This is a genomic window from Cellulomonas sp. JZ18 (assembly GCF_009720485.1).
GTDB lineage: Bacteria > Actinomycetota > Actinomycetes > Actinomycetales > Cellulomonadaceae > Cellulomonas.
This window is the reverse complement of the sequence record NZ_CP045245.1, coordinates 3,998,190-4,022,179: the sequence shown is the minus strand read 5'-3', so window position 1 is coordinate 4,022,179 and position 23,990 is coordinate 3,998,190. Positions and strand designations below refer to the sequence as shown.

The 23,990-nt window shown below is 73.5% G+C and carries 25 protein-coding genes and 2 pseudogenes; 13 read left to right on the top strand and 14 right to left on the bottom strand.

Going from position 1 to position 23,990, the window contains the following annotated elements; all coding sequences use genetic code 11:
• Positions 1-19: 19 nt before the first annotated feature.
• Positions 20-1,726 (bottom strand): SpoIIE family protein phosphatase, encoded by a 1,707-nt coding sequence (locus tag GC089_RS18205; RefSeq protein ID WP_155378824.1) that lies wholly within the window; start codon positions 1,724-1,726, stop codon positions 20-22.
• Entirely contained in the window at positions 1,723-3,036 is a 1,314-nt protein-coding gene (locus tag GC089_RS18200; protein ID WP_155378823.1) for an MFS transporter, read from the bottom strand. The genes GC089_RS18205 and GC089_RS18200 overlap by 4 nt, the downstream gene beginning before the upstream one ends.
• A 101-nt stretch (positions 3,037-3,137) precedes the next feature.
• Here GC089_RS18200 and GC089_RS18195 point away from each other — a divergent pair, with 101 nt between their 5' ends.
• On the top strand, positions 3,138-3,677 hold the full coding sequence (locus GC089_RS18195) for a hypothetical protein (RefSeq protein ID WP_155378822.1): 540 nt from the start codon (positions 3,138-3,140) through the stop codon (positions 3,675-3,677).
• 38 nt (positions 3,678-3,715) lie between these two features.
• On the opposite strand, the gene GC089_RS18190 is transcribed toward GC089_RS18195, so the two are convergent.
• From GC089_RS18190 to GC089_RS19540, 4 genes are all read right to left on the bottom strand, one after another.
• Positions 3,716-4,177: a hypothetical protein gene (locus GC089_RS18190; protein WP_155378821.1), complete on the bottom strand. Its 462-nt coding sequence runs from the start codon at positions 4,175-4,177 to the stop codon at positions 3,716-3,718.
• A gap of 70 nt (positions 4,178-4,247) precedes the next feature.
• Positions 4,248-5,447: a putative T7SS-secreted protein gene (locus GC089_RS18185; RefSeq protein WP_155378820.1), complete on the bottom strand. Its 1,200-nt coding sequence runs from the start codon at positions 5,445-5,447 to the stop codon at positions 4,248-4,250.
• A complete protein-coding gene (locus GC089_RS18180) occupies positions 5,444-5,773 on the bottom strand; it encodes a hypothetical protein (protein WP_155378819.1) in 330 nt (109 codons plus the stop codon). The genes GC089_RS18185 and GC089_RS18180 overlap by 4 nt, the downstream gene beginning before the upstream one ends.
• A 28-nt stretch (positions 5,774-5,801) precedes the next feature.
• Positions 5,802-6,134, bottom strand: a complete 333-nt coding sequence (locus GC089_RS19540; protein ID WP_155378818.1) for a DUF4333 domain-containing protein — start codon at positions 6,132-6,134, stop codon at positions 5,802-5,804.
• 170 nt (positions 6,135-6,304) lie between these two features.
• Between GC089_RS19540 and GC089_RS18170 the strand changes: the two genes are divergently transcribed.
• The gene (locus tag GC089_RS18170; protein WP_155378817.1) at positions 6,305-6,865 is read left to right on the top strand and encodes an RNA polymerase sigma factor; all 561 of its coding nucleotides are present in this window, start codon (positions 6,305-6,307) and stop codon (positions 6,863-6,865) included.
• A complete protein-coding gene (locus GC089_RS18585; protein WP_196250763.1) occupies positions 6,855-8,297 on the top strand; it encodes a hypothetical protein in 1,443 nt (480 codons plus the stop codon). Before GC089_RS18170 ends, GC089_RS18585 begins: the two co-directional genes overlap by 11 nt.
• A 70-nt stretch (positions 8,298-8,367) precedes the next feature.
• On the opposite strand, the gene GC089_RS18160 is transcribed toward GC089_RS18585, so the two are convergent.
• The 4 genes from GC089_RS18160 to GC089_RS18145 form a co-directional block, all read right to left on the bottom strand.
• Complete coding sequence (locus GC089_RS18160) at positions 8,368-8,928, bottom strand: hypothetical protein (RefSeq protein ID WP_155378816.1); 561 nt, start codon at positions 8,926-8,928, stop codon at positions 8,368-8,370.
• Positions 8,859-9,362, bottom strand: a complete 504-nt coding sequence (locus GC089_RS18155) for a type IV toxin-antitoxin system AbiEi family antitoxin domain-containing protein (RefSeq protein ID WP_196250762.1) — start codon at positions 9,360-9,362, stop codon at positions 8,859-8,861. Before GC089_RS18155 ends, GC089_RS18160 begins: the two co-directional genes overlap by 70 nt.
• Before the next feature lie 319 nt (positions 9,363-9,681).
• Positions 9,682-10,776: an inositol-3-phosphate synthase gene (locus GC089_RS18150; RefSeq protein WP_155378814.1), complete on the bottom strand. Its 1,095-nt coding sequence runs from the start codon at positions 10,774-10,776 to the stop codon at positions 9,682-9,684.
• Positions 10,773-11,411, bottom strand: coding sequence for a PadR family transcriptional regulator (locus tag GC089_RS18145; protein WP_155378813.1), 639 nt, complete (start codon positions 11,409-11,411; stop codon positions 10,773-10,775). Before GC089_RS18145 ends, GC089_RS18150 begins: the two co-directional genes overlap by 4 nt.
• Before the next feature lie 302 nt (positions 11,412-11,713).
• On the opposite strand from GC089_RS18145, the gene GC089_RS18140 reads away from it, so the two are divergent.
• From GC089_RS18140 to GC089_RS18580, 7 genes and pseudogenes are all read left to right on the top strand, one after another.
• Positions 11,714-14,152 (top strand): transglycosylase domain-containing protein, encoded by a 2,439-nt coding sequence (locus tag GC089_RS18140; protein ID WP_155378812.1) that lies wholly within the window; start codon positions 11,714-11,716, stop codon positions 14,150-14,152.
• A 192-nt stretch (positions 14,153-14,344) separates the two neighbouring features.
• Entirely contained in the window at positions 14,345-14,638 is a 294-nt protein-coding gene (gene rpsF / locus GC089_RS18135; protein ID WP_155378811.1) for a 30S ribosomal protein S6, read from the top strand.
• 95 nt (positions 14,639-14,733) lie between these two features.
• The gene (locus GC089_RS18130; protein WP_155378810.1) at positions 14,734-15,267 is read left to right on the top strand and encodes a single-stranded DNA-binding protein; all 534 of its coding nucleotides are present in this window, start codon (positions 14,734-14,736) and stop codon (positions 15,265-15,267) included.
• Positions 15,268-15,344: 77 nt separating this feature from the next.
• A pseudogene (rpsR, locus tag GC089_RS18125) lies at positions 15,345-15,580 on the top strand (30S ribosomal protein S18).
• 14 nt (positions 15,581-15,594) lie between these two features.
• Complete coding sequence (gene rplI, locus GC089_RS18120) at positions 15,595-16,044, top strand: 50S ribosomal protein L9 (RefSeq protein ID WP_155378809.1); 450 nt, start codon at positions 15,595-15,597, stop codon at positions 16,042-16,044.
• A 459-nt stretch (positions 16,045-16,503) separates the two neighbouring features.
• The gene (locus tag GC089_RS18115) at positions 16,504-17,076 is read left to right on the top strand and encodes a hypothetical protein (RefSeq protein ID WP_155378808.1); all 573 of its coding nucleotides are present in this window, start codon (positions 16,504-16,506) and stop codon (positions 17,074-17,076) included.
• Between the two features lie 81 nt (positions 17,077-17,157).
• Positions 17,158-17,574: a hypothetical protein gene (locus GC089_RS18580; protein ID WP_196250761.1), complete on the top strand. Its 417-nt coding sequence runs from the start codon at positions 17,158-17,160 to the stop codon at positions 17,572-17,574.
• A gap of 165 nt (positions 17,575-17,739) precedes the next feature.
• Here the strand turns inward: GC089_RS18580 and GC089_RS18105 are convergent, their stop codons facing one another.
• On the bottom strand, positions 17,740-19,110 hold the full coding sequence (locus GC089_RS18105) for an MATE family efflux transporter (protein WP_155378807.1): 1,371 nt from the start codon (positions 19,108-19,110) through the stop codon (positions 17,740-17,742).
• Positions 19,111-19,444: 334 nt separating this feature from the next.
• Between GC089_RS18105 and dnaB the strand changes: the two genes are divergently transcribed.
• Positions 19,445-20,827 carry a replicative DNA helicase gene (gene dnaB / locus GC089_RS18100; RefSeq protein WP_155378806.1) on the top strand — a complete coding sequence of 461 codons (1,383 nt, stop codon included), beginning with the start codon at positions 19,445-19,447 and terminating at the stop codon, positions 20,825-20,827.
• Between the two features lie 81 nt (positions 20,828-20,908).
• Positions 20,909-21,373 carry a hypothetical protein gene (locus GC089_RS18095; protein ID WP_155378805.1) on the top strand — a complete coding sequence of 155 codons (465 nt, stop codon included), beginning with the start codon at positions 20,909-20,911 and terminating at the stop codon, positions 21,371-21,373.
• A 13-nt stretch (positions 21,374-21,386) separates the two neighbouring features.
• Here GC089_RS18095 and GC089_RS18090 read toward each other — a convergent pair whose 3' ends face one another.
• The 3 genes and pseudogenes from GC089_RS18090 to GC089_RS20305 all read right to left on the bottom strand — a co-directional run.
• Positions 21,387-22,271: an abortive infection family protein gene (locus tag GC089_RS18090; protein WP_155378804.1), complete on the bottom strand. Its 885-nt coding sequence runs from the start codon at positions 22,269-22,271 to the stop codon at positions 21,387-21,389.
• 74 nt (positions 22,272-22,345) lie between these two features.
• The gene (locus GC089_RS19535) at positions 22,346-22,765 is read right to left on the bottom strand and encodes a hypothetical protein (protein WP_230684944.1); all 420 of its coding nucleotides are present in this window, start codon (positions 22,763-22,765) and stop codon (positions 22,346-22,348) included.
• 97 nt (positions 22,766-22,862) lie between these two features.
• Positions 22,863-23,051: pseudogene (locus GC089_RS20305) on the bottom strand (polymorphic toxin type 15 domain-containing protein); the annotation flags it as partial.
• A 95-nt stretch (positions 23,052-23,146) separates the two neighbouring features.
• Between GC089_RS20305 and GC089_RS18080 the strand changes: the two are divergent.
• Complete coding sequence (locus tag GC089_RS18080; protein ID WP_155378802.1) at positions 23,147-23,875, top strand: hypothetical protein; 729 nt, start codon at positions 23,147-23,149, stop codon at positions 23,873-23,875.
• Positions 23,876-23,990: the final 115 nt, after the last annotated feature.

Below are 23,990 nucleotides of genomic sequence, written 5' to 3'. Positions count from 1 at the left end.
ACGGCGGCCGGTGCCGGCGTCAGCCGTCGCGGACGACGAGCAGGCACACGTCGTCCTCCTGGTGGCGGCCGACGAGCGCGCCCACGAGGGCGTCGCGCACCTGCTCCGCGCTCGCCCCCGAGGGGGTCGCGGCGAGCGCGTCCCGCAGGGCGGCGACGCCCTCCCGCAGCGTGCGGTCGCGCCGCTCGACGAGGCCGTCGCTGTAGAGCACGAGCGTCGACCCCGGCGGGAACGTCGCCGAGGCCTGCGTGCCGCGGCCGGGCCCCGCCAGCCCGACGGGGGTGGTGCTGCCGCCGGTGAGCTCGACGACCTCGCCGTCCGGCAGCCGCAGCACCGCCGGCGGGTGCCCCGCGCTGGCCCAGGTGAGGTGCGCACCGGCGTCCGTGCGCTCCCAGCGCACCTGGACGCACGTCGCGAGGTCGGCGAGCTCGAGGCCGCGCACGAGGTCGTCGAGGCGCGCGAGCGCGGGCCCCGGCTCGTCGCCGCTCCACACGGCGGCGCGCAGGAGCGAGCGCAGCTGACCCATGGACGCCGCCGCCCGCAGGTCGTGCCCCACCACGTCGCCGACCGCCAGGCCGACGGCGCCGTCGGGCAGGGCGAACGCCTCGAACCAGTCCCCGCCGACCTCGGCCCGTCGCCCCGACGGCAGGTACGACGCCGCGACGTCGAGCCCCGCCACGTCGCCGAGCACCGGCAGGAGGCTGTGCTGCAGGGTCAGCGCGGCGTCGCGCTCGGCCAGGTAGAGGCGCACGTTCTCCAGCACGATCCCGGCGCGGCTGCTGAGGTGCGCCGCCGTGACGACGGCGTCCTGGTCGAAGCCGTCCGGACGCTCGTGCACCAGGCACAGCACCCCGATCACGCGCGACCGGGCGCGCAGCGGCACCACGAGCGCGGAACCGAGCCCCAGGGCGCTCAGCAGCGCGAGCTGGCGGGGCGTCGTGCGCCCCGGGAGGGAGTCGACGTCCACGGGGAACGCGTCGGCGACGTGGTCCGGGGCGGACGTGAGCGCCTGCTGCACGCGCGACGACTGCACCAGCCACTCGGGCCCCTCGTGCGCGAGCTCCGCCGCCTCCCGTGCGCGCGCCGGGTCCGTCGTGACGACGTGCACGCGCTCGAACCGGCCGCGCTCGTTCGTCACCGCGACGAAGCCCCAGGTCGCCATCCGCGGGACCACGACCTCGGCGAGGGCGTCGACCGCGTGCCCGTACTCCAGGTGCCGCGTGAGCTCGTCCGTCACGGCCGCGAGCAGCGCCAGCCGCTCACCGGTCTGCCGGGCCCGGACCAGCTCGGTGTCCCGCGCGGCGTCGCCGACCGCGCGCGCCGTGACGTCGACCTGCACGCCGACCCGGTGCGTGACGCGCCCCTCGGCGTCGCGCAGGTGCGTGACGACGAGCTGGTTCCAGAACTCCGAGCCGTCCTTGCGCGCGTTGAGCAGCAGCTCCACGTGGTCCTGGCCGGCGGCGAGCGCGGCCCGCAGGCGGGCGACGGCCGCGGGGTCGGTGCGCGGCGTCTGCAGGAAGCGGCAGTTGCGCCCGCGCGCCTCGTGCGGCGCCCAGCCCGTGAGCCGCGTGAACGCCTCGTTGGTCCACACCACCGGCTCGTCGGGCAGCGACGGGTCGGTCAGCACGATCGCGAGGGTCTCGTCCTCGAGCACGCGACGCGCCAGGTCGCCCGTGAGCACGTCGTCGAGGACGTGCGGCAGCGGCTGCCCGTCGCCCCCGCTCACGCCCGTGCCGCCCGTGCCGCGGGGGCGTCGACCTCCTCGGGCACGTGCGGCGCCACGGCGTAGAGGACCGCACCCGCCGCGTACACCGCGGCCAGCGCGACGAACACCGGCCGCGACCAGCCGCTGTCGGGCAGCGTGACGGCGGCCAGTGCGGCCGCCCCGACGAACGCCGCGTTGTAGAGGACGTCGTACAGCGAGAAGGCCCGCCCGCGGTACGCGTCGACGGTGTCGCGCTGGACGATCGTGTCGACGGCGATCTTGGCGCCCTGCGCCGCGAGGCCCAGCGCGAGCGCCCCGGCGAGCACGGCCCACCGCGCGACGGTCACGGCCAGCAGCAGCTGGGTGACCACCGCGAGCCCCAGGCACAGCACGATCCAGCGGTGCGGCCCCGTGCGGGGGCTGAGCACGGGGGTCAGCACGACCGCGAGGGCGAAGCCCACGCCGCTGACGGCGAGCACGGTGCCGAACGTGCGCAGGCCCGCGTCGACGTCGGCCGGGTCGGACAGCAGGTTGCGCGAGATGAGGATGCTGGCGATGAACACCGCGCCGTAGCAGAACCGGTGCAGCGCCATGATGCCGAGGGCCTGCGCGGGCGTGCGGCGGGCCACGAGCCAGCGCGCGCCGGCGACGAGCCCGCGCGCGAGCTCCACGAGGGCCGCCCGGACGTCCGAGCGGTCGGCGCGCTGGTCCGGGCCGAGCTCGTCGGGTCGCAGGCGCGTCGCGAGCCCCGACGCGACCGCCATGACCGCGGCGGCCACGAGCAGCGAGATCGCGTCGCGCAGCCGCCCCGCCGGCAGGACGAACCCGAGGACGAACCCGAGGGCGCCGCCGGCACCGGCGGCCGCGGCGCCGAGCGTCGGGGTCAGGGAGTTGGCCGTGAGCAGCAGGGGCCCGTCGACGACCTTCGGCAGCGACGCCGACAGCGCGGCGAGCAGGAACCGGTTGACCGACAGCGTGACGAGCGCCAGCACGTACACCGCCGGCGTCACCCCGCTGGTGAGCATCACCACGGCGATCGTCAGCGTCAGCGCGACCCGCACGAGGTTGCCCCACAGCAGCACCTGACGCCGCCGCCACCGGTCCAGCAGCACGCCCGCCCAGGGGCCGACGATCGTGAACGGCAGCAGCAGCACCGCGAACGCCGCGGCGACGCCCGTGGCGGTGCTCGCGTTCTCGGGGGAGAAGAAGAACAGCGTCGCGAGCCCGACCTGGAACATGCCGTCGGACGTCTGGCTCACCAGACGGACGGCGAACAGGCGCCGGAAGCCGCGCAGCGGCCAGAGCGCCCGGAGGTCGGAGATCACCTGCACGCGGGACAGGCTATGCCCCGGCGCCGACGCGGCGACGGACCCCGGCACCTGACCCCGGCCCACCGGTTACGCTGCCCGGCAGCCGTGGACGAGGGGACGACGTGGACAGGGACGAGCGGGACGAGGTCGACCTCGTCGCCGAGCTGCGCGAGGCCGTCGAGCGGCGAGTGCCGGACGACGTCATGGTCGAGGAGACCGACGACGGGTTCGCCGTCGGGTTCCGCCACCCGTTCGAGGACGGCATCGGGAGCACGCGGGGCTGGGTGCGCAGCTGGTCCATGGTCCGGTGCGACCCCACCACGATGACCCTGCGCATCGTGGACATGAGCCTCAGTGCGGAGGTGAACCGCTTCACCGGGTCCGTCAGCGCGAGCGGGAGGACCGGGCGGGAGAAGTACCGACGCTGGGTCGAGGTCTACGAACGGGGACCCGACGGCAGGATGGTGCTGGTCGGCCGCGAGGAGCAGCGCAGCTCCACCCTGCACGACGCCATCAGGGGGCCCGCGCGCGAGCTGGGGTGGCAGGAGAAGCAGCCGGCGTCCGCGATCGCCGGCCTGGTCGCCGCCGCGGTGGCGGGCGGCGGGCTCGTGATCGGCGGCGTGTTCGTCGCCGTGATGGCGCTGACGGGCCGGATCGGCTGACCCCGGGCGTCGCCGCCGCCCGCCGCCGCAGCGCCCGCTCAGTCCGTCGACATGCCGCTCAGCACGGCGCGGAACTCCTCGCCCACGACCGGCAGCTGGTCGGCCGTGCACGTCGCCGTCAGGACCACGACCGCGGTCGTCCCGTCGTCCTGGACGGCCCCGAGCAGCCCGTCGAGCTGACGCAGGTCGTACCGCACGCCGTCGACCTCCGCCTGCCCGGCCAGCAGCTGCGTGAGCCCCGGCGCCGGCCCGTCCGTGCCCGTGGTCGTCAGGCGCAGGCGCTCGGCGGTCCCCGTCTGCCGCGCGAGCCGCAGCGCGGCCTCGTCGGCCACCCGCCCGAGCGGCGCGCCCGCGGGCAGCAGCGTGCGGCGCACGCTCATCAGCGGCGTGTACCCGCCGCCCAGGCCCGCGCGCCCGACCAGCAGCTCGACCCCCTCCACGCCGACCGCGCCGGGGTCCAGGGGCCGCCACAGGTCGTTCGGCCACCGCAGCGTCACCATCGCCGTCACCACCAGCTCGCGATCTCGTCGGCCATCTTCTGCCCCGTCTCGACGACCTCGGCGGGGTCGATCACGATCCCGACCGACAGCTCACCGCCGAGCCCCACGCGACGCCGCCGCTGACGCCCATGCGCCACTTGCCGTCCTCCATGCCGAACTGCACGGAGCCGCCGGCGCCGGCGCCGGCCCAGCCCTCGGCGCCCGCGGTGATGCCGATGCCGCCGAGGCTGGCCTCGCCCTCGACCGCCACCTTGGCCCCGGCCAGCGCCTCACCGCTCAGCTCGACGCCGTCGGTCGTGAACTGCGCCTCGCCCTTCGCGTACGCACCCGCCTGCGCCGTCCCGCTCACGTGCGCGTCGGCCCAGTCGTTGCGGTAGCCGACCTGGCCCTCCGCCTTCGCGAGGTTCGCCTCGGCGTTCGCCTGCGCGTGGAAGCCCTTGCCGTTCGACCACGACGCGGACCCGGTGGCCTCGGCGGACAGCACCGACACGCTGCCGTTGCCGTACACCTGCGCGCCCCCGCCGAGGGGTCTGGTGAAGCTGCCCTGCGTCCGCCACACCCACGCGGCGCCGTGCACCGACGCGAGCACCGCCGACAGGCCGAGCTCCGCGGGGCCGCCGGGGTCGCCCGCCCACGAGCCGCCCCACTGCTGCTTCCACTGGTCGCTCTTCGCCGACCCCCACGACCAGCTGCCCTCGGCCCCCGGGCCCTGCGAGCCGCCCTGCGTGAGCGTGCCGCCACCCACCTCGACGAGGGCCATGATCGCGGTGTGCCCGGACTCGTCGAGCGCGCTGCGCGCGTCCTCGAGGATCTCGCGCGCCTCACGGCGGTCGGCCTCGCCCGTGTCGACGAACACCGGGTGCACCCCGCCCTGCTGCGCGAACCGCTGCGCCGCCTGCTGGTACGCCGCGCGGGCGGCGGCGCTGCGCTCCTCGCCGCGGTTCCACCGGTCGATCGCGTCCTGCGCCTTGTCCTGCGCCCGCGTGATCGCGTCGGCGTGCGCCTCGAGGGCTGTGGCCGCGTCCGCGAGCAGGTCTGACGCGGTGAACCAGACCGCCGGTACGGGCCCGAACGACGCCCAGAACGCGTCCGCGCCCTCGCCCGTCCACGACGGCGCCCGCAGCGTCCTCAGGTGGTCGCCCGTGTCGGACAGCCGCGTCGACCAGGAGCGCAGGGTGGCCGCGACCTCGCGCACGTCGCCCGCCTGGCCGGGGACGAGGGCGACAGGGTCGTCGGACTCGCCGAGCTCGGCGCTCGCGGGCGCCGTCACCGCGCCTGGTCCAGGTGCGCGTCGAACGCGGGCAGCCGCAGCGCGTCGACGGCCGAGGACGCGCCGTCGTCGGCCGAGCAGTACAGCCGCGACGCCTCGCGCAGCTGCTCCGCGTGCTGCATCAGGTTCGCCACCAGGGCGTTCAGCACCTCGGACGTGAACTGGCAGAACTGGGGCAGCGCCTGCGCGAGCTCGACGTGCCCGGTGGACTCGGCACCGGTACCGGTGGTGGGGAGCGCCGGGCAGCCGTACTCGGCCCCCACGCCGTCCAGCGCGTCCGCGAGGCCCGTGACCTCCTGCGCGCTGACCGAGATCGAGACGTTCATCCCACCCCTCCCGCGGCGACCCGGTCCGTCAGGACCCGTCCGCCATCGGCTCCTCGTCGACCTGGACGTCGAAGTCGACGGTGTCGCCCTCGACCGAGGTCGCGGTGACGGTGAGCCCGTACCGCTCCTCACCGGCGGTCAGGACGCAGCGCGTCGTGGCGTCCACCCGGGCGTCCAGCTGGTCGTCGCACTCCACGTCGTCGGGGGCGACGCCGACGGACTCCTCGAGGGCGGCGCTCACCTGCGTCGCGAGCTTCTCCGGCTCGACGCCGGGCCCGAGGTCGACGTCCGCGGAGAACGTGCAGGCCGCGAGGGCGGGGAGGACGAGGACGCCGGCGAGGACGGGACGAAGGAGACGCACCCGGGCATGCTGCCACGGGGCCGGCGCGTCCTGCCCGGCGGGCACGCGGGTGACACCCGACCGGAGCAGCGCCGACCGCCGTACGGGCACCGCCCCCAACCGCCGCGGGCGCGCACGCGTTGTACTCCCGAGCGCGACGGAGGAGGACCGGTGCCGGGGTGGTGGACGACGTGAGCGGACGGTGGCAACCGGCGCTCGACGCGTTGGTGCAGGAGCGGTACGGCGCGCTGGTGGCGCGGGCGACGCTCGTGTCCGGGTCGCGCGCGGAGGCGCTCGACCTGGTGCACGACGCGCTGGTGGCGACGTTCTCGGCGCGGGCCGCGTTCGCCTCGGTGCAGCAGGCCGAGCAGTACGTGTGCCGCGCGATCGTGTCGCGGTTCGTCGACGGCGCGCGCCGACGGGGCCGCGAGCAGCACGTCGTCGCACGGCTCGCGACCATGACGCAGCAGGCCGTCGTCGACCCCGACCCGGACGTCCTGGGCGCCGACGTCGTCGCCGCGCTCGCGGAGCTGAGCCCGCGTGAGCGCGCCTGCGTCCTGCTGCGTCACCTCGACGACCTGTCCGTGCGCGAGACCGCACAGCTGCTGGGCCTCAGCGAGGGCGCCGTCAAGCGGTACGTCGCGGACGGCATCGCCACGCTCAACGCCCGCCTCGGCACCACCGCCGTCCCGTCCACCGACGTCGCACCCGTGCACCTCGTGAGCCGGGAGGAGCCCCGCCGTGACCGATGACCTGACCGCCCGCCTCACGGGCGCGCTGCGGGACCTGGAGGCGCGTGAGGCCGGCCTGCGCCTCGACGCCGACGAGCTCGCGGCGCTCCACCGCGACGTGCGCCGGCGTCGTGCCCTGCACGAGACGCGGTACGCGTCCGTCGCCGCGGTCGCCGTCGTCGCCGTCGCGGTGGCCGGCTGGCTGGGTCTGCACCGCCCCCCGGCCGAGCCCGCCGTGACCCCGAGCCCGACGACGACCGGGACGGGGACGCCGTCACCCACCCCCACCCCGACCCCGACCCCGACGCCCACCGCCACCCCGACGCCGACGAGCACGCCCGTCGCGGTGGCGGGCATGCCCCCGATGCTGTCCCTGCCTGACGGCGCCCTGGACGCGGCCGGCCCGGGCTGGTTCCTCCTGTCGTACGCGCCGCTGGTGTACGAGCCGGAGGTCGAGCGGCACGTGCTCGCGCTGTCCGCGCCCACCGGGGAGCTCTACCTCGTGCGCGAGAGCGAGCGGGCCGTGGAGCTGCTGTCCTGGTCGGGTGGTCCGACCGCCCGGGTACGGACCTGGCCCGAGGGGGTGGGTGCCGACGCACCGCCCGTCGTCGGGGAGTACGACCTGCGTACGGGGGACCTCGTCGTGGACGAGCGGGTGCGCGGCACGGACGACCTCGTCTCGGTCCTGCCGACGGGCGAGGAGCTGTGGTCCGGCTCCGCCGAGGGCGCCCTCCGGCTCCGGGTCGTCCCGGTGGACGGTCCGCCGCGCGAGCTCGCCGGTGCCGCGGACCTCACCGAGGTCACGCCGGCCCCGGACGGACGCCGCATCGCCTCCGCCGGCGGCTTCAGCCCGACGCCCGTCGTGGTGGACCTGGCGACCGGGACGACGACGACGCTCAGCGTGCCGGCGGGGCAGACCTGCTTTGTGGCGACCTGGCTCGACGCCGGCACCCTGCTGGCGACCTGCCGCGACGACACCCCCTACGTCCCGCAGAACGAGTACCTCGAGGAGCACGGCGGGCAGGTCGTCCGCCTCGACGCCGGCGGCGGCACGCCCGAGGTCCTGCACGCGCTGCGTGGCGGCGACGTCGCCCCCGGCCCCGGCAGCTGGCTGCGCGACGGGGTCGCGCTCGTGACGCACCTGCCGCTGACCCGCGCGTTCGCGGACTGCTTCGACGTCTGCTGGGGCGGGGCGTACCTGTGGGAGGACGGCCGACCCACGGAGCTGCCGGGCGTCGCGGGGCTGCCGGACGACGTGTGCGGCGTGGAGCCGGGTGGCGCGGGTGCCCTGGTGTGGACCGGTCACCTGCACTGCTACGAGGAGCCCGGTGCCAGCCGCCAGCTGTGGACCGTCGACCTCGCGACCGGTTCCGTCCGCGGCGTCGGCACGACCGTGCAGGAGGCGGGAGCGCTCGGCGTCGCGAGCTGGCTCGCACCCCGCACCGACGGCTGAGCCCGGCGCGGGCCCCGGACCACCGGGGAGCTCTCGTGAAGCGTTGCGGACACCAGGCGTCCGGAAGGCTTCACGAGGGCGGACGGGCGTCGTCCCGGCAGCGTGGGCAGGCGCGCAGGTCCACCGCGGTCCCGCGCACCGCCAGGGCGGACGCCACCTGCCGCGCCACCGCGCACGGCGTCGTCACCACGTGGTGCCAGCGGTAGCGCAGCGTCACGTCGCCCTCCTGCACGCGCACGGCGTTGTCGCGCCACACGTCGGAGTCCGTCGCCGCGAACGGGTGCGCGAGCGCGCCGTCGAGCTCGACGCGGACGCCGGGGTACACCCGGTCGGACCGGATCCACCGGTCCTCGACGCGCGTGCGGACCTGGCCGGCGGACCGGGGCAGCCCGTGCCGGCGCTCGACGTCACGCACGTACCGGTGCTCGAGGGGCGACTCGACCCCGAGCGTCGGGTCGCCGAGCAGCGCGCGCACCAGCGCGCGGTGCCGGAGGACCGCGCGCTCGGCGGCCGCGGCCAGGACCACCGCCGGCCGGACCCCCGCCCGCACCGCCTCGCACGTCACGGCCACCGCCGCGTCCTCGTCGGCGGCCTCGTGCACGAGGTCGAGCACCGTGTCCTCGGGGCCCACGGACCGCAACCGCCCCACGCGGGCGGCACCCGCCTGCGGCGTCGGACGACGAGCCCGGCGTGGGGCCGCACCACCCGCTCCGCCGGCACGCTCACGACCACCGAGCGGCCCGGCGTCGCCCGGAACCCGTGCAGGTACGCGGCCGACGCGTGCGACAGCGCCGACCCGGGCCCGGCCGCCAGCAGCGCGCCGTGCGCCCGCTGGCGCCAGCGCACCGGTCCCGACTGCAGCACGACGACCCCGCGGTGCAGGCGCTGCCACCGCCCGCACCGCACCCGGCGCGCCACCGTGCGTGCCGGGACGCCGCCGGCGACGAGCTGCGCCGTCGTGGCCGTCCCCTCCTGCTGGACCACGAGCGAGCGCACGGGCTCGGGGAGGGCCTGCACGTCCGGCCACGTCCTGACGTCCGTCCGCAGCACCGCCTCGCCGGTCATGCCCGTCATGGTGCGCGAACGGCGCCGTCCCCTGGGGGGCGAGGACCAGGCCCTGTGGACGGGGGGCCGGCGGGGCCGGCCGCGCCACCGGGGCGTGAAGCGTTCTGGTCACTCCGTGTCCGCAACGCTGCACGACCCGCACCGCGACCGGCGCCCCGACGGCCGAGGGCCCGACGAGACGTGCTCGTCGGGCCCTCGTGGCGTGGTCCTGCGCTCCGCTACGGGCGGGTGCCTCGCTGCGCTCGGCCCCCACCCTCCGCTGCGCTCCGGGTCAGCGCTCCACGCCCGTGGTCGCGCTGTCCCTCCGCTGCGCTCCGGGTCAGCGCTCCACCTCACCGCGGATGAAGGCCTCCAGCTGGGCGCGGCCCTTCTGGTCCTCCATCTGCACCGGCGGGGACTTCATGAAGTACGTCGACGCCGACAGGATCGGGCCGCCGATGCCGCGGTCCTTCGCGATCTTCGCCGCGCGGAGCGCGTCGATGATGACGCCCGCCGAGTTCGGGGAGTCCCAGACCTCGAGCTTGTACTCGAGGTTCAGCGGGACGTCGCCGAACGCGCGGCCCTCGAGGCGCACGTACGCCCACTTGCGGTCGTCGAGCCACGCGACGTAGTCCGACGGGCCGATGTGGACGTTGCGGTCGTCCTTCTTGCCGGCCAGCGGGCCGTCGTCGAGGTTCGACGTGACGGCCTGCGTCTTCGACACCTTCTTGGACTCCAGGCGCTCGCGCTCGAGCATGTTCTTGAAGTCCATGTTGCCGCCGACGTTCAGCTGGTACGTGCGGTCGAGGATGACGCCGCGGTCCTCGAAGAGGCGGGCGAGCACGCGGTGCGTGATGGTCGCGCCGACCTGCGACTTGATGTCGTCGCCGACGATCGGCACACCGGCGGCCTCGAACTTCGCGGCCCACTCCGGGTCGGACGCGATGAACACCGGCAGCGCGTTGACGAACGCGACGCCCGCGTCGATGGCGGCCTGGGCGTAGAACTTCGCCGCGTCCTCGGAGCCGACGGGCAGGTAGCAGACGAGGACGTCGGCCTGCGTGTCGCGCAGCACCTGCACGACGTCGACCGGCTCCGCGTCCGACTCCTCGATCGTCTGCGCGTAGTACTTGCCGATGCCGTCGAGCGTGTGACCGCGCTGCACCGGCACGTCCAGCGGCGGGACGTCGGAGATCTTGATGGTGTTGTTCTCCGAGTTGAAGATCGCCTCGGAGAGGTCGAAGCCGACCTTCTTCGCGTCGACGTCGAACGCGGCGACGAACTCGATGTCGCGCACGTGGTAGTCGCCGAACTGCACGTGCATGAGGCCCGGGACCTTCGCCTGCGGGTCGGCGTCGCGGTAGTAGTGCACGCCCTGGACCAGCGATGCGGCGCAGTTGCCGACGCCGACGATGGCGACGCGGATGGAGGTCATCCTCGCTCCTTCTCGGTGTGCGCCTCGGTGGATCCCTCGGCGTCGTCAGTGGCGAGGGCCGGCCGGCCCTCGCTCTCGGTGCGGGCGCGGCGGACGCCGCGCTCGTTGTCGATGAGCCCGTCGAGCCAGCGGACCTCGCGCTCGACCTGCTCGAGGCCGTGGCGCTGCAGCTCGAGGGTGTACTCGTCCATGCGCTCGCGGGTGCGGTTGAACGACTGGCGGATCGTCTCGAGCCGCTCGGTCAGCCGCGTGCGGCGGCCCTCGAGGATGCGCAGGCGCGTCTCGGCGTCGGTCTGGCCGAAGAACGCGAACCGCACGTCGAAGTTCTCGTCCTCCCACGCCGACGGACCGGCGGAGCGCAGGACCTCCTGGAGGTGCTCCTTGCCCTCGCCCGTGAGCTGGTAGACGATGCGCGCGCGCTTGGTCGCGACGGCCCGCTCCGCCGGCGCCTCGGTGCCGACGATCCAGCCCCGCGCGGCGAGCGACTTGAGCGCGGGGTACAGGGAGCCGTACGAGAGGGCCCGGAAGGACCCGAGCACCAGGTTGAGCCGCTTGCGCAGCTCGTACCCGTGCATCGGCGACTCGGCGAGCAGGCCGAGGATGGCCGGCTCCAGCACGTCGGAACGTCCGCGCACCTGGCCTCCTCTCCCCGCGCCGGACGGTCGCCCGGTCTCGATGTATCACCGCGATACATCCGGAGAATAGGTCGGCACGAGCGGACGCGACAACCCGGACGGCCTGCCCGGGGTCGCCCGTCCGGGGCGGGGACCGTCGTTGTCGGGTGGCGATCATGTGAAGGCGCGCGCAGAACCGGAACATCCCGGGCGCCCACGGGCGAACAGCGCAGGTCGTTCCTCCATACTGAGCGCGGCGCGCCGGCCCCGACCCACCGGACGGGGCGACGTGCCGGACCAGTCGTCGGACGGAAGGCCTGGAGTTGGCAGCCTCGAACCGCCGTACGGCGCCGCCGCGCGCCCGGCGCGCGACGCGTCGCCCGACCGGGGAGGCCGGGAAGCGACGCTTCTGGGACTACCCCCGCTCGGGGTACACCGGCCTGCACCGCTGGCTGCCCTCGTGGCGCGTGGTGCTCGGCACGTTCATCGGCGGCGTCTTCCTCGTCCTCGGCGCGGGGGTCGCCGCCTTCGCGCTCGTGCAGCCGCCGGACGCGCTGGCGGAGGTCGAGTTCGAGACGACGACCGTGTACTTCGCCGGCGCGGCGCCGGGCCAGCCGGGCCCGGTGATGGGCCAGTTCGCCGAGCAGAAGCGCGAGATCGTCGACTACGAGACGCTGCCGGACCACATCGGCAAGGCCGTCGCCGCCGGTGAGGACAAGACGTTCTTCTCCAACCGCGGCATCTCGATCACCGGCATGGCGCGCGCCTTCATCAACAACGTGCAGGGCAAGCCGACGCAGGGCGGGTCGACGCTGACCCAGCAGTACGTGGAGCGGTACTACCAGAACACCACCAAGGACTACCTGGGGAAGGCGAAGGAGGCGATCCTCGCCGTCAAGATCACCCAGAGCGAGTCCAAGGAGAAGATCATGGGCCGCTACCTGAACACGATCTACTTCGGTCGTGACGCGTACGGCATCCAGGCGGCCGCGCAGGCGTACTTCCACAAGAACGCCGTCGACCTGAGCGTCTCGGAGGCGGCCCTCCTGGCGGCGGTCATCCCGTCGCCGAACAACTGGGACCCGGCGAACAGCCCGGAGAAGGCGCAGCAGCGCTGGGGCATCGTGCTCGACTCCATGGTGGACTCGGGCTGGCTCAGCGCCGCCGACCGCGCCGCGCAGACGTTCCCCGAGTGGAAGCCGTACGCGCGCAGCGAGACGTACCGCGGCCCCAACGGCCACCTGCTCAAGATGGTCGAGGACGAGCTGCTCGCGACGAAGCTGTGGCGCGAGGACGAGCTGCGCACGCGCGGGCTCGACATCATCACGACGATCGACCCCGAGGTGCAGGAGGCCGCGAGGGTCTCGGCCGAGGAGCTGCGCGCCGGTGCGCTCTCCGACGGCAGCACGCCCGACCCGCGCCTGCGGGTGTCGGTCGTGTCCGTGGACCCGGCGACGGGCGGCATCGTCGCCCTGTACGGCGGGCCGGACTACCTCGCCGACGCCCGGAACACCGCCAGCTACGACATCATCCAGGCGGGGTCGACGTTCAAGCCGTTCACGCTGGTCGCGGCGCTGGAGAAGGGCATCAGCCTGTCGACCCGCTACGACGGCCGGTCCCCGCAGCGCTTCCCCGAGTGGGAGAACGGGACCAAGGACGTCCGCAACTTCGGCAACCAGGACTTCGGCAACATCGACCTGGCGGAGGCGACCGCGGACTCCGTGAACACGGTGTACGCGCAGCTCAACATCGAGGTCGGCCCGCAGGCGACGGTCGACGTCGCCAAGAAGGCCGGGGTGACGACCGAGCCGAGGATCGAGGTCGCGAACGTGCTGGGCACGGACTCCGTGCACCCCCTCGACATGGCCGGCGCGTACGCGACGTTCGCCGCGCAGGGCGTGCAGCGCACGCCGCACATCGTCCAGACGGTGCACAACACCGACGGCTCGGTCGCGTGGACGCCGGACACCGCCGGGAACCAGGCCTTCGCGCCGGACGTCATGGCCGACGCGACGTACGCCATGACGCAGGTCGTCGAGCGCGGGTCCGCCGAGCGCAACGTCAAGCCGCTCGGTCGTCCGATCGCCGGCAAGACGGGCACGTCGAACGAGAACAAGTCCGCGTGGTTCGTCGGCTACGTCCCGCAGCTCGCCACCGCGGTGGCGCTGTCGCAGCTGGGCGAGGACGACAAGACACCGGTCACCATCACGCCGTGGGGCGGGGTCCGGGAGGTCACCGGCGGGTCCTACCCGTCCGCGCTCTGGGCCACGTACATGGAGCGCGTGTTCGCGCAGCCGGAGTACGCCGAGGAGATGGACTTCCCGCCGCGCGCGAACGTCGGCGGCAAGCCGACCGCGACCGCGACCCCGACGCCGACCGAGACCGTCGCGCCCGAGCCGACGCAGGAGGCGCCGACCGAGGTGCAGGTCCCCGGCGGGCTGGCCGGCCGCACCGAGGCCGACGCCGCGGGCGCGCTGCAGGCGGCGAACCTGGTCGTCAACGTCACCTACGAGTACTCGACGAGCGGCGTCGCCAAGGGACGGGTCATCCGCGTCGACCCCGGTGAGGGCAGCACGGTGCCCGTGGGGTCGGCCGTGACCCTCGTCGTGTCGAACGGCCCGGCGCCGCAGCCGACGCAGTCGCCCCAGCAGCCGCAGCCGACCCAGTCGCCGCCGCCCGGCAACGGCGGCCAGCAGCCGCCCGCGAACGGTCAGCAGCCGCCGGGGAACGGCCAGCAGCCGCCCGCGCCGGGCAACGGGTAGCCGGGCGAGAGCCGGGCCGGGGCGGCGCGCGATTTCGGTGCGGCGCCCCGGACCGGTAGTCTGGGCCGCTGCCGTCCGTCACGGACGGCAGCGGCGTGCCCTCTCCCCGACCTCGGGGCGGGAGCGCGCCACGACGCACGAGACCCTCCTGTCACGGACCGACCGTGACCGCGAAGACCAGAGGAGGTGGGTATGAGCCTGCGTCAGTACGAGATCATGATCATCCTCGACCCCGAGATCGAGGAGCGCACCGTCGCCCCGTCGCTCGACAAGTACCTGACGGTCGTCAAGACCGAGGGTGGCACGGTCGACAAGGTGGACGTGTGGGGCCGTCGTCGCCTCGCGTACGACATCAAGAAGAAGTCCGAGGGCATCTACGCCGTCGTCGACTTCACCGCGTCGCCGGCGACCGCCAAGGAGCTCGACCGCCAGCTCGGCCTCAACGAGGTCGTCCTGCGCACGAAGGTCCTGCGCCGCGAGGCCTGAGCCCGCGTGTGGGTGCCCGGGCCTAGCGTCCGGGCAGCACCCCACCCGTGCGGCACAGCCGCAGTCGATCCGTCGGAACGAGCGAGGAGGCCGCCATGGCCGGTGAGACCACCATCACGGTGATCGGGAACCTGACCGGGGACCCGGAGCTGCGCTTCACCCCGTCCGGGGCCGCGGTCGCGAACTTCACCGTCGCGTCCACCCCGCGCACGTTCGACCGCCAGAGCAACGAGTGGAAGGACGGCGAGACGCTGTTCCTCCGCTGCTCGATCTGGCGGGAGGCGGCCGAGTCCGTCGCCGAGTCCCTCACCAAGGGCACCCGCGTCATCGTGACCGGTCGGCTCGTGCAGCGCTCCTACGAGACCCGCGAGGGCGAGAAGCGCACCGTGTACGAGCTGCAGGTCGACGAGGTCGGCCCGTCGCTGCGCTACGCCACGGCCAAGGTCACCCGGACCCAGCGGTCCGGTGGTGGCGGCGGCTTCGGCGGTGGCGGCGGTGGCGGCTTCGGCGGCGGTGGCGGCGGCTACGGGGGCGGCCAGTCGTCCTCCGCCGGCCAGGTCGACGACCCGTGGGCCACGCCCGCGGGCGGGTCGTCCGGCGGCGGCTACTCCGACGAGCCCCCGTTCTGATCGGCGCTCGCACCACCTGAAGACTCACATCCCCGAGCACGGCAACGCTCGGGGCTCCACAGACAAGGAGCACCACGATGGCCAAGCCCGTCGTCCGCAAGCCCAAGAAGAAGCAGAACCCCTCAAGGCCGCCAAGATCGAGACGGTCGACTACAAGGACACGGCTCTGCTGCGCAAGTTCATCTCCGACCGCGGCAAGATCCGCGCCCGTCGCGTGACCGGCGTGTCCGTGCAGGAGCAGCGCGCGATCGCCCGTGCCGTCAAGAACGCCCGCGAGATGGCCCTGCTGCCGTACTCGTCGTCGGCGCGCTGAGGAAGGGGAGACTCATGGCGAAGATCATCCTGACCCACGAGGTCACCGGTCTCGGTGCCCCTGGCGACGTCGTCGAGGTGAAGGACGGGTACGCCCGCAACTACCTCGTCCCGCGCAACCTGGCCACGCCGTGGACCAAGGGTGCCGAGAAGGACGTCACCGCGATCCGCAAGGCCCGCAAGGCCCGTGAGATCGCGTCGCTCGACGACGCCCGTGCCGTCCGCGACTCGCTCCAGGCGAACGCGGTCACGGTGACGGCGAAGTCCGGCGAGTCCGGCCGCCTCTTCGGCGCCGTCACCACGGCCGAGATCGCCGACGCGATCAAGGCCGCCGGTGCCCCGGCCGTCGACAAGCGCAAGATCGAGGTCTCGCAGGCGATCAAGTCGCTCGGCGAGTACAAGGTGCAGGTCCGCCTGCACCCCGAGGTCTCGGCCACGGTGACCGTCAAGGTCGTCGCCGCCTGACACCTCCCTCGAGGTCGTACGAGGCCCCGTCCCGGTCCGTCCGGGGCGGGGCCTCGTCGCGTCCGGGGACCCGCCGCCCGTGCGCGTCGGCGGGGATCCGGACGGGTGGACGCGGGAGGCAGAGGTCTGCAGGCAGCTGTGGCGTGCCCGGCGCTCCGCACCCGCCCGAGCGCGGCGATGTGGGCGAGATCACATGTCGACGGCCTGCGCGGCGGACGACGCGTCAGGAAGGTTGTGACGCACGTCGGAGCGGCCGACGACCGAGCCGAGGAGGGCTGGTGCGTCGGTCACGAGGGCACGTCGCTGCCGCACCGGTCCTGACTCAGCCGGCGCCGTCGTCGGCCGCCGCGTCGCGCGTGCCCGCCGTCGGGCCTGCGCACACCGCCACCCCCGACGCAGCGACGAGCTCGACGTGCTCGGGATCGGCGGGGCTCGACGCCCGGGCGCTGGAGGACGCTCTTGCCGGCCGCCCGTGACGCCCGCCGCTGGGGCCTCGCGCTCGTCGTGGCCCTCGTCCCGGCGCTCGCGGGCTGCAACGCCGACGACACCGTCCTGACGCGCGCCCGCGAGGGCGCCGAGGCCGGGCTGGGGAGCCAGCTCGCGCGGACGCTCGAGTGCCTGGGGAACAAGGGCGGTCGGCTCCCGGCAGCGGGCGCGGACACGACGGCGCTGGCGCAGGAGCTGGCGGACTGCGCGGGCACCACCGTGCTGAACGCGGACGACGAGGCCGTGCGCACCGTCGACTTCCTCTCGATCATCCTCGGGAGCGTCGCTCTCTCCGGGGAGGTGGTCGACGGTGACCTGCACCTGCGCATGTATACCCAGGAGTCCTCGGTGGTGCAGTCCGGTGTCACGACCGGCCGCGTCACGCTGGCGACGTGCTGGCAGGTGACGATCGACGGGACGGGCGAGCTCGGCCAGCCCTCGGGCGTGCCGTGCGGCGACGCGCTGCTGGAACGTGCCCGCCCCACGGAGGAGGTACCCCTCGACCAGGTCGACGTGTCCCGCCCCACCGAGAGCGTGCCGCGCTGACCGTCGCGGTCGGCTCCCGCGCCGGGCGCGCCGGTCAGTAGCCTCGCGACGAGGACCGACGAGGAGCTGAGGAGGCCCGACGTGACCGACGACGCCGGCGAGCAGGGGAGCGGCACGGGTGCCCGTGAGGAGCGGCCCGCAGGGGCCGCAGCGGGGGCGGGCGCGGCCTTCCTCCCCATCGGGATCGTGTTCCTGGTGCTGGGCATGGGCCAACGTGACTCGTCGGCGTTCATGGCCGTCGGGATCGTCTTCCTCGCACTGAGCGCCGCCTCGGCGGGCGCGTGGTGGACCGGGCGGAGCGTGTCGCGTCCCGCGGCTCCTCGACCCGGCGCTCGCGCGAGGCCGTCGGACGGCGGCGCGGGCGGGTCCTCGTCGGGGGACTCCGGCGGACGTCACGGCCACGACGGCGCATCGCAGGACGGCGGGTCGCACGGCGGCGGCTGGGGCGGATGGGGTGGCGACGGCGGGGACGGCGGCGGGGGTGGAGGCGGCGACTGACGCCGGCTCGCCGTCCGGTGGCCCACGGCGTCGCGCTGGCCCGGGTCATGCTCGTGAGCGGGCGCACCTGCGGCGACGGGGCCGCGACGCCGACGGTCCCGCACGTGGACTGACGGGCGAGCGGGTCGTCGCGGGCGCCGCGGGAGCACCTCGAGCGCCGTGCGGTCAGCGCGCGCCGGTCACCATCCAGGCGGTCCCACGTGCGCGCAGGCCCGTCGTCACCGCGCGCGCGGCCATGAACAGGACCGCGAACGCCGCCCAGAGCCAGGCGAGACCGGCGGGGCCGGGCGGCGCCCACGCGTGCACGGCGAGGGCCGCGGGCGTGTAGACGACGAGCGTGGCGACGCCCGCCCACGCGAGGAACGGCCCGTCACCGGCGCCGATGAGCACGCCGTCGAGGACGAACACCCAGCCGGCCATCGGCAACGCGAGCGCGGCCACGACGAGGCCGACGACCGCCGCCCTGCGCACCTCGGGGTCGGACGTGAAGAGCGGGACGTACAGCGGCGCGAGGCCCCCGACGAGCACACCCATGACGGCACCGGCGGCGACGCCCCACTGCAGCGTCCTGCGCAGCAGGGCGCGCGTGCGCGCGACGTCGGCGCCACCGAGGGCGTGCCCGACCAGCGCCTGAGCGGCGATCGCGAGGGCGTCGAGGGCGAAGGCCGTCAGTCCCCAGACCGCGTTGACGACCTGGTGACCCGCCAGCGCGGCGGCGCCCAGCCCGGTCGCGACCCACACCGTGAGCAGGATGGCGAGACGCAGCGTGGCGGTGCGCACGAGCAGCGGGACGCCGGCGCGCGCGTTCGCGAGGATGCCGCCGGCGGCCGGGCGCAGGTCGGCGCCGGCGGCCCGGGCACCGCGGACGACGACCACGACGAGGGCGACGGCCATGCCGAGCTGTGCGACGGCGGTGCCCAGGCCCGAGCCGGCGATCCCCATGCCGGCGCCGTACACGAGGACGGCGTTGAGGGCGGCGTTGGCGACGGCGCCGGACGCTGCGACGACGAGCGGGGTCCGGGTGTCCTGCAGGCCGCGCAGGGCGCCGGTCGCCGCGAGGACGAGGAGCATGCCGGGCAGGCCCGGGGTCGACCAGCGCAGGTACGACACGCCCTGCTCGAGGACGGCGCCGTCCGCGCCCAGCGCCGCCAGCAGCCACGGCGCCGAGAGCCACGCGGCGACGGCGAGGACCACGCCCAGGCCGAGCCCCAGCCAGATCCCGTCCACCCCGGTCTGCAGGGCGCCCCGGGTGTCGCCGGCACCGAGGCGGCGGGCGACCGCGGCCGTCGTCGCGTACGCGAGGAACACGCACAGGCCGACGAGCGTGACCAGCACCGTGGAGGCGATCGCGAGACCGGCGAGGGCGTCGGTGCCGAGGTGACCGACGATCGCGGAGTCGACGAGGACGAACAGCGGCTCCGCGACGAGCGCGCCCAGGGCGGGCACGGCGAGGGCGACGATCTGCCGGTCGACGCCCGGCGGACGGGCGTCGGGCGACGCGCCCGGGGGCGACGCGCCGTCCGCGTGCCGGTTCACTCGTCCGCCAGGTGGATACGGGGCGAACGGATGTCGATCCACAGCACGTGCACAGCGTATGCGCCGGTGGAAGGCGGTGTCCGGACTCCTCCTCCACGTTGTCCACAGCACTGTCCCCATCCTGTGCACACAGGGTCCGGGCGTGCGTCCACAGGCTGTCCACCGCTCTGTGCACAGCGCCGTTTGGGGGTCGGGTCGTGGGCACCTACCCTCGCGAGGACAGGTGGCACCGGTGCGCCCACGCGGCGTCGCCGCACGGGAACCGGGGAACTGTCGGCAGCTCCGTGTAGAACGTCCGTTCGACCGGGTGGGACGAGCGAGGAGTGGGTGACGGGTGACCATCGAGGACCTCGAGTACGGCGCACCGCCGGACACGGGCAACCGCGGCGGGGGCGGCGGGTTCGACCGGACGCCGCCGCAGGACCTCGAGGCCGAGCGCTCGGTGCTCGGCGGCATGATGATCAGCAAGGACGCCATCGCCGACGTCATCGAGCAGGTGCGGGGGACCGACTTCTACCGGCCGGCGCACGAGGCGATCTACGACGCGATCATCGACCTGTACGGCCGCGGCGAGCCGGCCGACGCGATCACGGTCTCCGACGAGCTGACCAAGCGCGGCGAGATCGGCCGCATCGGCGGCGCCGCCTACCTGCACACCCTCATCGCGTCCGTGCCGACCGCCGCGAACGCCGGCTTCTACGCGCGGATCGTGCGCGAGCGCTCCATCCTCCGCAAGCTCGTCGAGGCCGGCACCCGCATCGTCCAGCTCGGCTACGCGACCGACGGCGGCGACGTCGACGAGCTCGTCAACAACGCCCAGGCGGAGGTCTACGCCGTCACCGAGCGGCGCGCGTCGGAGGACTACCTGCCGCTGTCCGAGATCATCGGCGGCACCGTCGACGAGATCGAGGCGGCGGGCCACCGCGGCGAGGGCATGATCGGCGTGCCGACCGGGTTCGCCGACCTGGACCGGCTGACGAACGGCCTGCACCCCGGGCAGATGATCGTCATCGCCGCCCGACCCGCCATCGGCAAGTCGACGGTCGGCATCGACATCGTCCGGTCCGCGGCCATCAAGCACAACATGGCGTCCGTCGTGTTCTCGCTCGAGATGAGCCGCAACGAGATCACGATGCGTCTGCTGTCCGCCGAGGCGCGCGTGCACCTGCAGAAGCTGCGCACGGGTGCGATGGGCGAGGAGGACTGGGCGAAGATCGCGGCGACGATGGGCCGCATCTCCGAGGCGCCGCTGTTCATCGACGACTCGCCGAACATGTCGCTGATGGAGATCCGGGCCAAGTGCCGGCGCCTGAAGCAGCGGCACGACCTCAAGCTCGTCGTCATCGACTACCTCCAGCTGATGACGTCCGGCAAGCGCGTCGAGTCCCGCCAGCAGGAGGTCTCCGAGTTCTCGCGCGCGCTCAAGCTCCTCGCCAAGGAGCTCGAGGTCCCCGTGATCGCGATCTCGCAGCTGAACCGTGGTCCCGAGCAGCGCACCGACAAGCGGCCGGCGATGAGCGACCTGCGCGAAAGTGGTTCTATTGAACAGGATGCGGACATGGTAATTCTTCTGCATCGTGAAGACGCATATGAGAAGGAATCACCGCGCGCGGGTGAGGCCGACCTGATCGTCGCGAAGCACCGTAACGGCCCGACGGACACGATCACCGTCGCGTTCCAAGGGCACTACTCGCGCTTCGTCGACATGCAGATGTAGCGCGAGTGCCGCGGTTCGCCGAGTCTGCGAATCGGCTGTCGTTGTGGGAAACGGTGAGAAGGACCGGCGATCTCACCGTCGATGTGGGAAGCCTGCTCGCCCTCGCGCGATTCCGCGCGCTCGCCGGGACGTCGCCGGCCCGGTATCGACGAGCCGACGTTCATCAGGCGGCGCAACAAGACCGACTTCGTCTGGGGCGCCGACGCGGCGAATCTCCAGATCCTCATGTTGGTTGGCCAGGCGGCATTCGAGTACGCGGCGGCCAAGGGGATCTCCGCGCTCGGAATCAAGATCCGGGATCGGCTCGGCGGGGACCAGACCCCGATCTCCTTCGAGGACGCACAGTTTCGGGCGCGCCAGCGAGTCGCCCTGCGTTTCGACACTGACGGACAGGCGCTGGAACTCGTCACCTCGGTCGAGCGGGAAGCCGAGTACGAGTTCGAGTTCCGCGAGCCGCGCGACGCGGACACCGCGTACAAGGTCGTGGTCGAGTCATTCGGTCCGAACGCGCAGCGGTTGGAGATTCACCGGCGTCACGCGGCCTGACCTCTACGACGGGTCAGTGCGCTTTGGTCCCGGCAGACGCCTTCCTCCACGGAGCCTTCTCGTCCGAGAGGGTGTCGAGGACGAACTCGACCCACATTCGTGCCGCGTTCACCACAAGCCGAGCGTGCCTGGCGCCCAAGCCGGTGTGGGTGACGTCCTTGCCGTGGCCGGTGCCGTACGAGTTGCGAAGCTCCGCGACGCTGTTCGCGATCGTGACGCTGGCACCGAGGATCTTCTTAACACCGTCCGAGCCATCCGGGCCGGGCGCCGCCTTGCTGGGGTGGATCGCCAGCGCCTCCTGCACCCGGCGCACCAGGTCCGAAACCTCGGCTCCCGAGGGAACCTCCTCGCCCAACTCCCCAAGGGCGAGCTTGGCGGTGCTCTCGATGAGTTCCTTGGCAGAGCCGATCGCCAGGGAAGGGTCCGCCTGAGCAACTGCGCGCTCGATGCGGTCCAGGTGGTCGCGGATGACACGTGGGTCCGAGAGGTTGTCCAGCAACTCCGTCGCGACCACGGTCGTCGTCGGACCGCCGACGATCTTTCCTTCGTCGGTCCACTCGTAGCCGTCCCGCTCCCACAGGCGTCGCAGCCGGGCCATGGTCGCCGCGTTCGGGTACTCGGCGCCCGGCACGAAAGCGAACGCGAGTGCTGCCTCGAAGACGCGCAGCGCCCGAGATACCTGGATGGGGTCGGTCCAGTCCACCTGGTCCATGTACCCCTGGAAGTGCGTGACACGCTGTCCGCCGACCGGCTCCGGGTCGTCGAACACGGGCGCGAACAACTCGTCCTGCCACAGCTCATCGATCTCACGCAGCGTCGTGCCGCTCATGAGGTCTCGAACCGCCGTGCGGGCGCGCTCGCTCACGAGTTCTCGCCGCTGCGGGGTCCTGATCGTCACACCGGGCAGCGTAGAACCAGTCACGCGCCAGGTCCGGCACAACTCCGCCCGATGCGGTGGGCCTTGCCGGAGGGTCAGCCCTGCGACGCCCGCGCGATCGCCTCGTGCGCCACCGCGACCCCCTGGTTCGCGAAAGGCTGCAGCAGCGTCCGCACGACGTCAGCACCGACTCGGTCGCAGAGAGCGACCGCCTTCGACGCCGCCGAGATGGCGACCTTGAGCGCGCCGAGGTCCAGCGGGTGGGAGAAGTCGGAGCGCGACAGCCCGAGCGCGGCGAACGCGTCGAGGCCCGCCTTGTCCACAGCAGCGAGTCGGGGGGCCGGCCACGGGACATCTCCGACTGCCTGGATGGCCGAGCGGCGCTCGGGCGTCCTCGAATCGGCAACCACCTGCTGCCAGTCGAGGCCGCCCGCCGTCAGCGCGTTGATGAAGGCGGAGACGAGGTCGCCGTTGGGGCCGTACTTGGCGTTCGCTGCCTCGCTCGCGGTGCTCACGTCCGTCACGGTACCGGCACCGCGTTGACCAGGCGGAGCGCACGTTCATGCGGATGTCGCCCCACACGGCCGGGTCGATGTCGGCGTCGACCAGAGCGTCGTCCATGGCTGCCTGGAGGTCGTCAGCGTTGTTGCGCCATTGGGAGCCGATCGACGAGTTGACGCCGCCGTCGCCCATGCCGGTGATCTGCTCGGGGTTACCACCGGCTCGCTGGTCGGGCCCATGCAGAGGGTGCTGTCCCTGAAGCTGCCGTCGCGCCTCGGCGACGGCGTCAGCGCGCGACATCCCGCGTTCCTCGACGAGGCGGTCGCTCTCGTGTGGCCCCTGGCGCGACGGAACTCTCGCGGCGGTCGCGCTCGTCCGTGTCAAAGAAGAACCGAGTGGCGATGTTCAGGCAGCGCCTTCTGGCCCGCGGAGTTGACTACACCACGGTCTCGAAGTCTGCTCTCAGCAAGGTCTTGGACATTGCGAGCGCGAACGCCGGGATCGACAAGCCCGCGTCTGTGCGGCTCTCGCAGGCGAGCAGACCCGGCGACCTTCAGGGCCGTTACGTCGTCACGCGTCCCGGGGAGATGCTTCAGATCGACGCCCAATCGCTTGATGTCAAGGCATGGTCCCCGGTTTCCGGATGGATCTCGGTGGGCGGACCGACGCTCGGTGGGAGAGTCGTCGGGGTGCCCACCAACACCTTCGCCGCGACGCTCACCACTGGCGTCACGCTCGGCCTGTTCGCCGCATGCTCGCGTCCTGCCGGCGGCCCAGACACGCCGAGGGAGACCGAGCCGACGATCGACCCTGAACTGAGCACTACCTGGACAGATCGCAACGGGTTCACGTACCGGCTCCAGGTCACCTCGTTCGACCTGGATGTCGACGTCGATACCGAGCGATCAGCACCCGGTACCGCCGAGGTCACCTACGACTATCAGGTCCGCGCCGAGGTCTTCAACACCACGCCCGATCGGGTCGCCCCGTTCCCCACGAGCGCCGGGACCATCCGACCCGTCTGGGACGCCGGCTCCATCGCGTGCGATGGCGAACGCGACCTGTTCGACTGGCCGTCGTACGACGTGGCAACGGCCGATGCAGCGTCGAGGACGAGGGCTTGACGTTCGCAACACGTCCGTCGATGAGATCGCCAAAGGCGGATCAGAGGACACCGTCGCCGAAACCCAAGGTGACCGCACCCTGATCTTCGACGAAGCGGACGGTGAGGCTGCAGCG

Bases quoted from the DNA above. Each gene is read 5' to 3' on its own strand.
- GC089_RS18190 (WP_155378821.1), bottom strand. From the start codon at position 4,177: ATGGTGACGCTGCGGTGGCCGAACGACCTGTGGCGGCCCCTGGACCCC.
- GC089_RS18180 (WP_155378819.1), bottom strand. From the start codon at position 5,773: ATGAACGTCTCGATCTCGGTCAGCGCGCAGGAGGTCACGGGCCTCGCG.
- GC089_RS18155 (WP_196250762.1), bottom strand. From the start codon at position 9,362: ATGACCGGCGAGGCGGTGCTGCGGACGGACGTCAGGACGTGGCCGGAC.
- GC089_RS18150 (WP_155378814.1), bottom strand. From the start codon at position 10,776: ATGACCTCCATCCGCGTCGCCATCGTCGGCGTCGGCAACTGCGCCGCA.
- rpsF (WP_155378811.1), top strand. From the start codon at position 14,345: ATGAGCCTGCGTCAGTACGAGATCATGATCATCCTCGACCCCGAGATC.
- GC089_RS18130 (WP_155378810.1), top strand. From the start codon at position 14,734: ATGGCCGGTGAGACCACCATCACGGTGATCGGGAACCTGACCGGGGAC.
- rplI (WP_155378809.1), top strand. From the start codon at position 15,595: ATGGCGAAGATCATCCTGACCCACGAGGTCACCGGTCTCGGTGCCCCT.
- GC089_RS18095 (WP_155378805.1), top strand. From the start codon at position 20,909: ATGTGGGAAGCCTGCTCGCCCTCGCGCGATTCCGCGCGCTCGCCGGGA.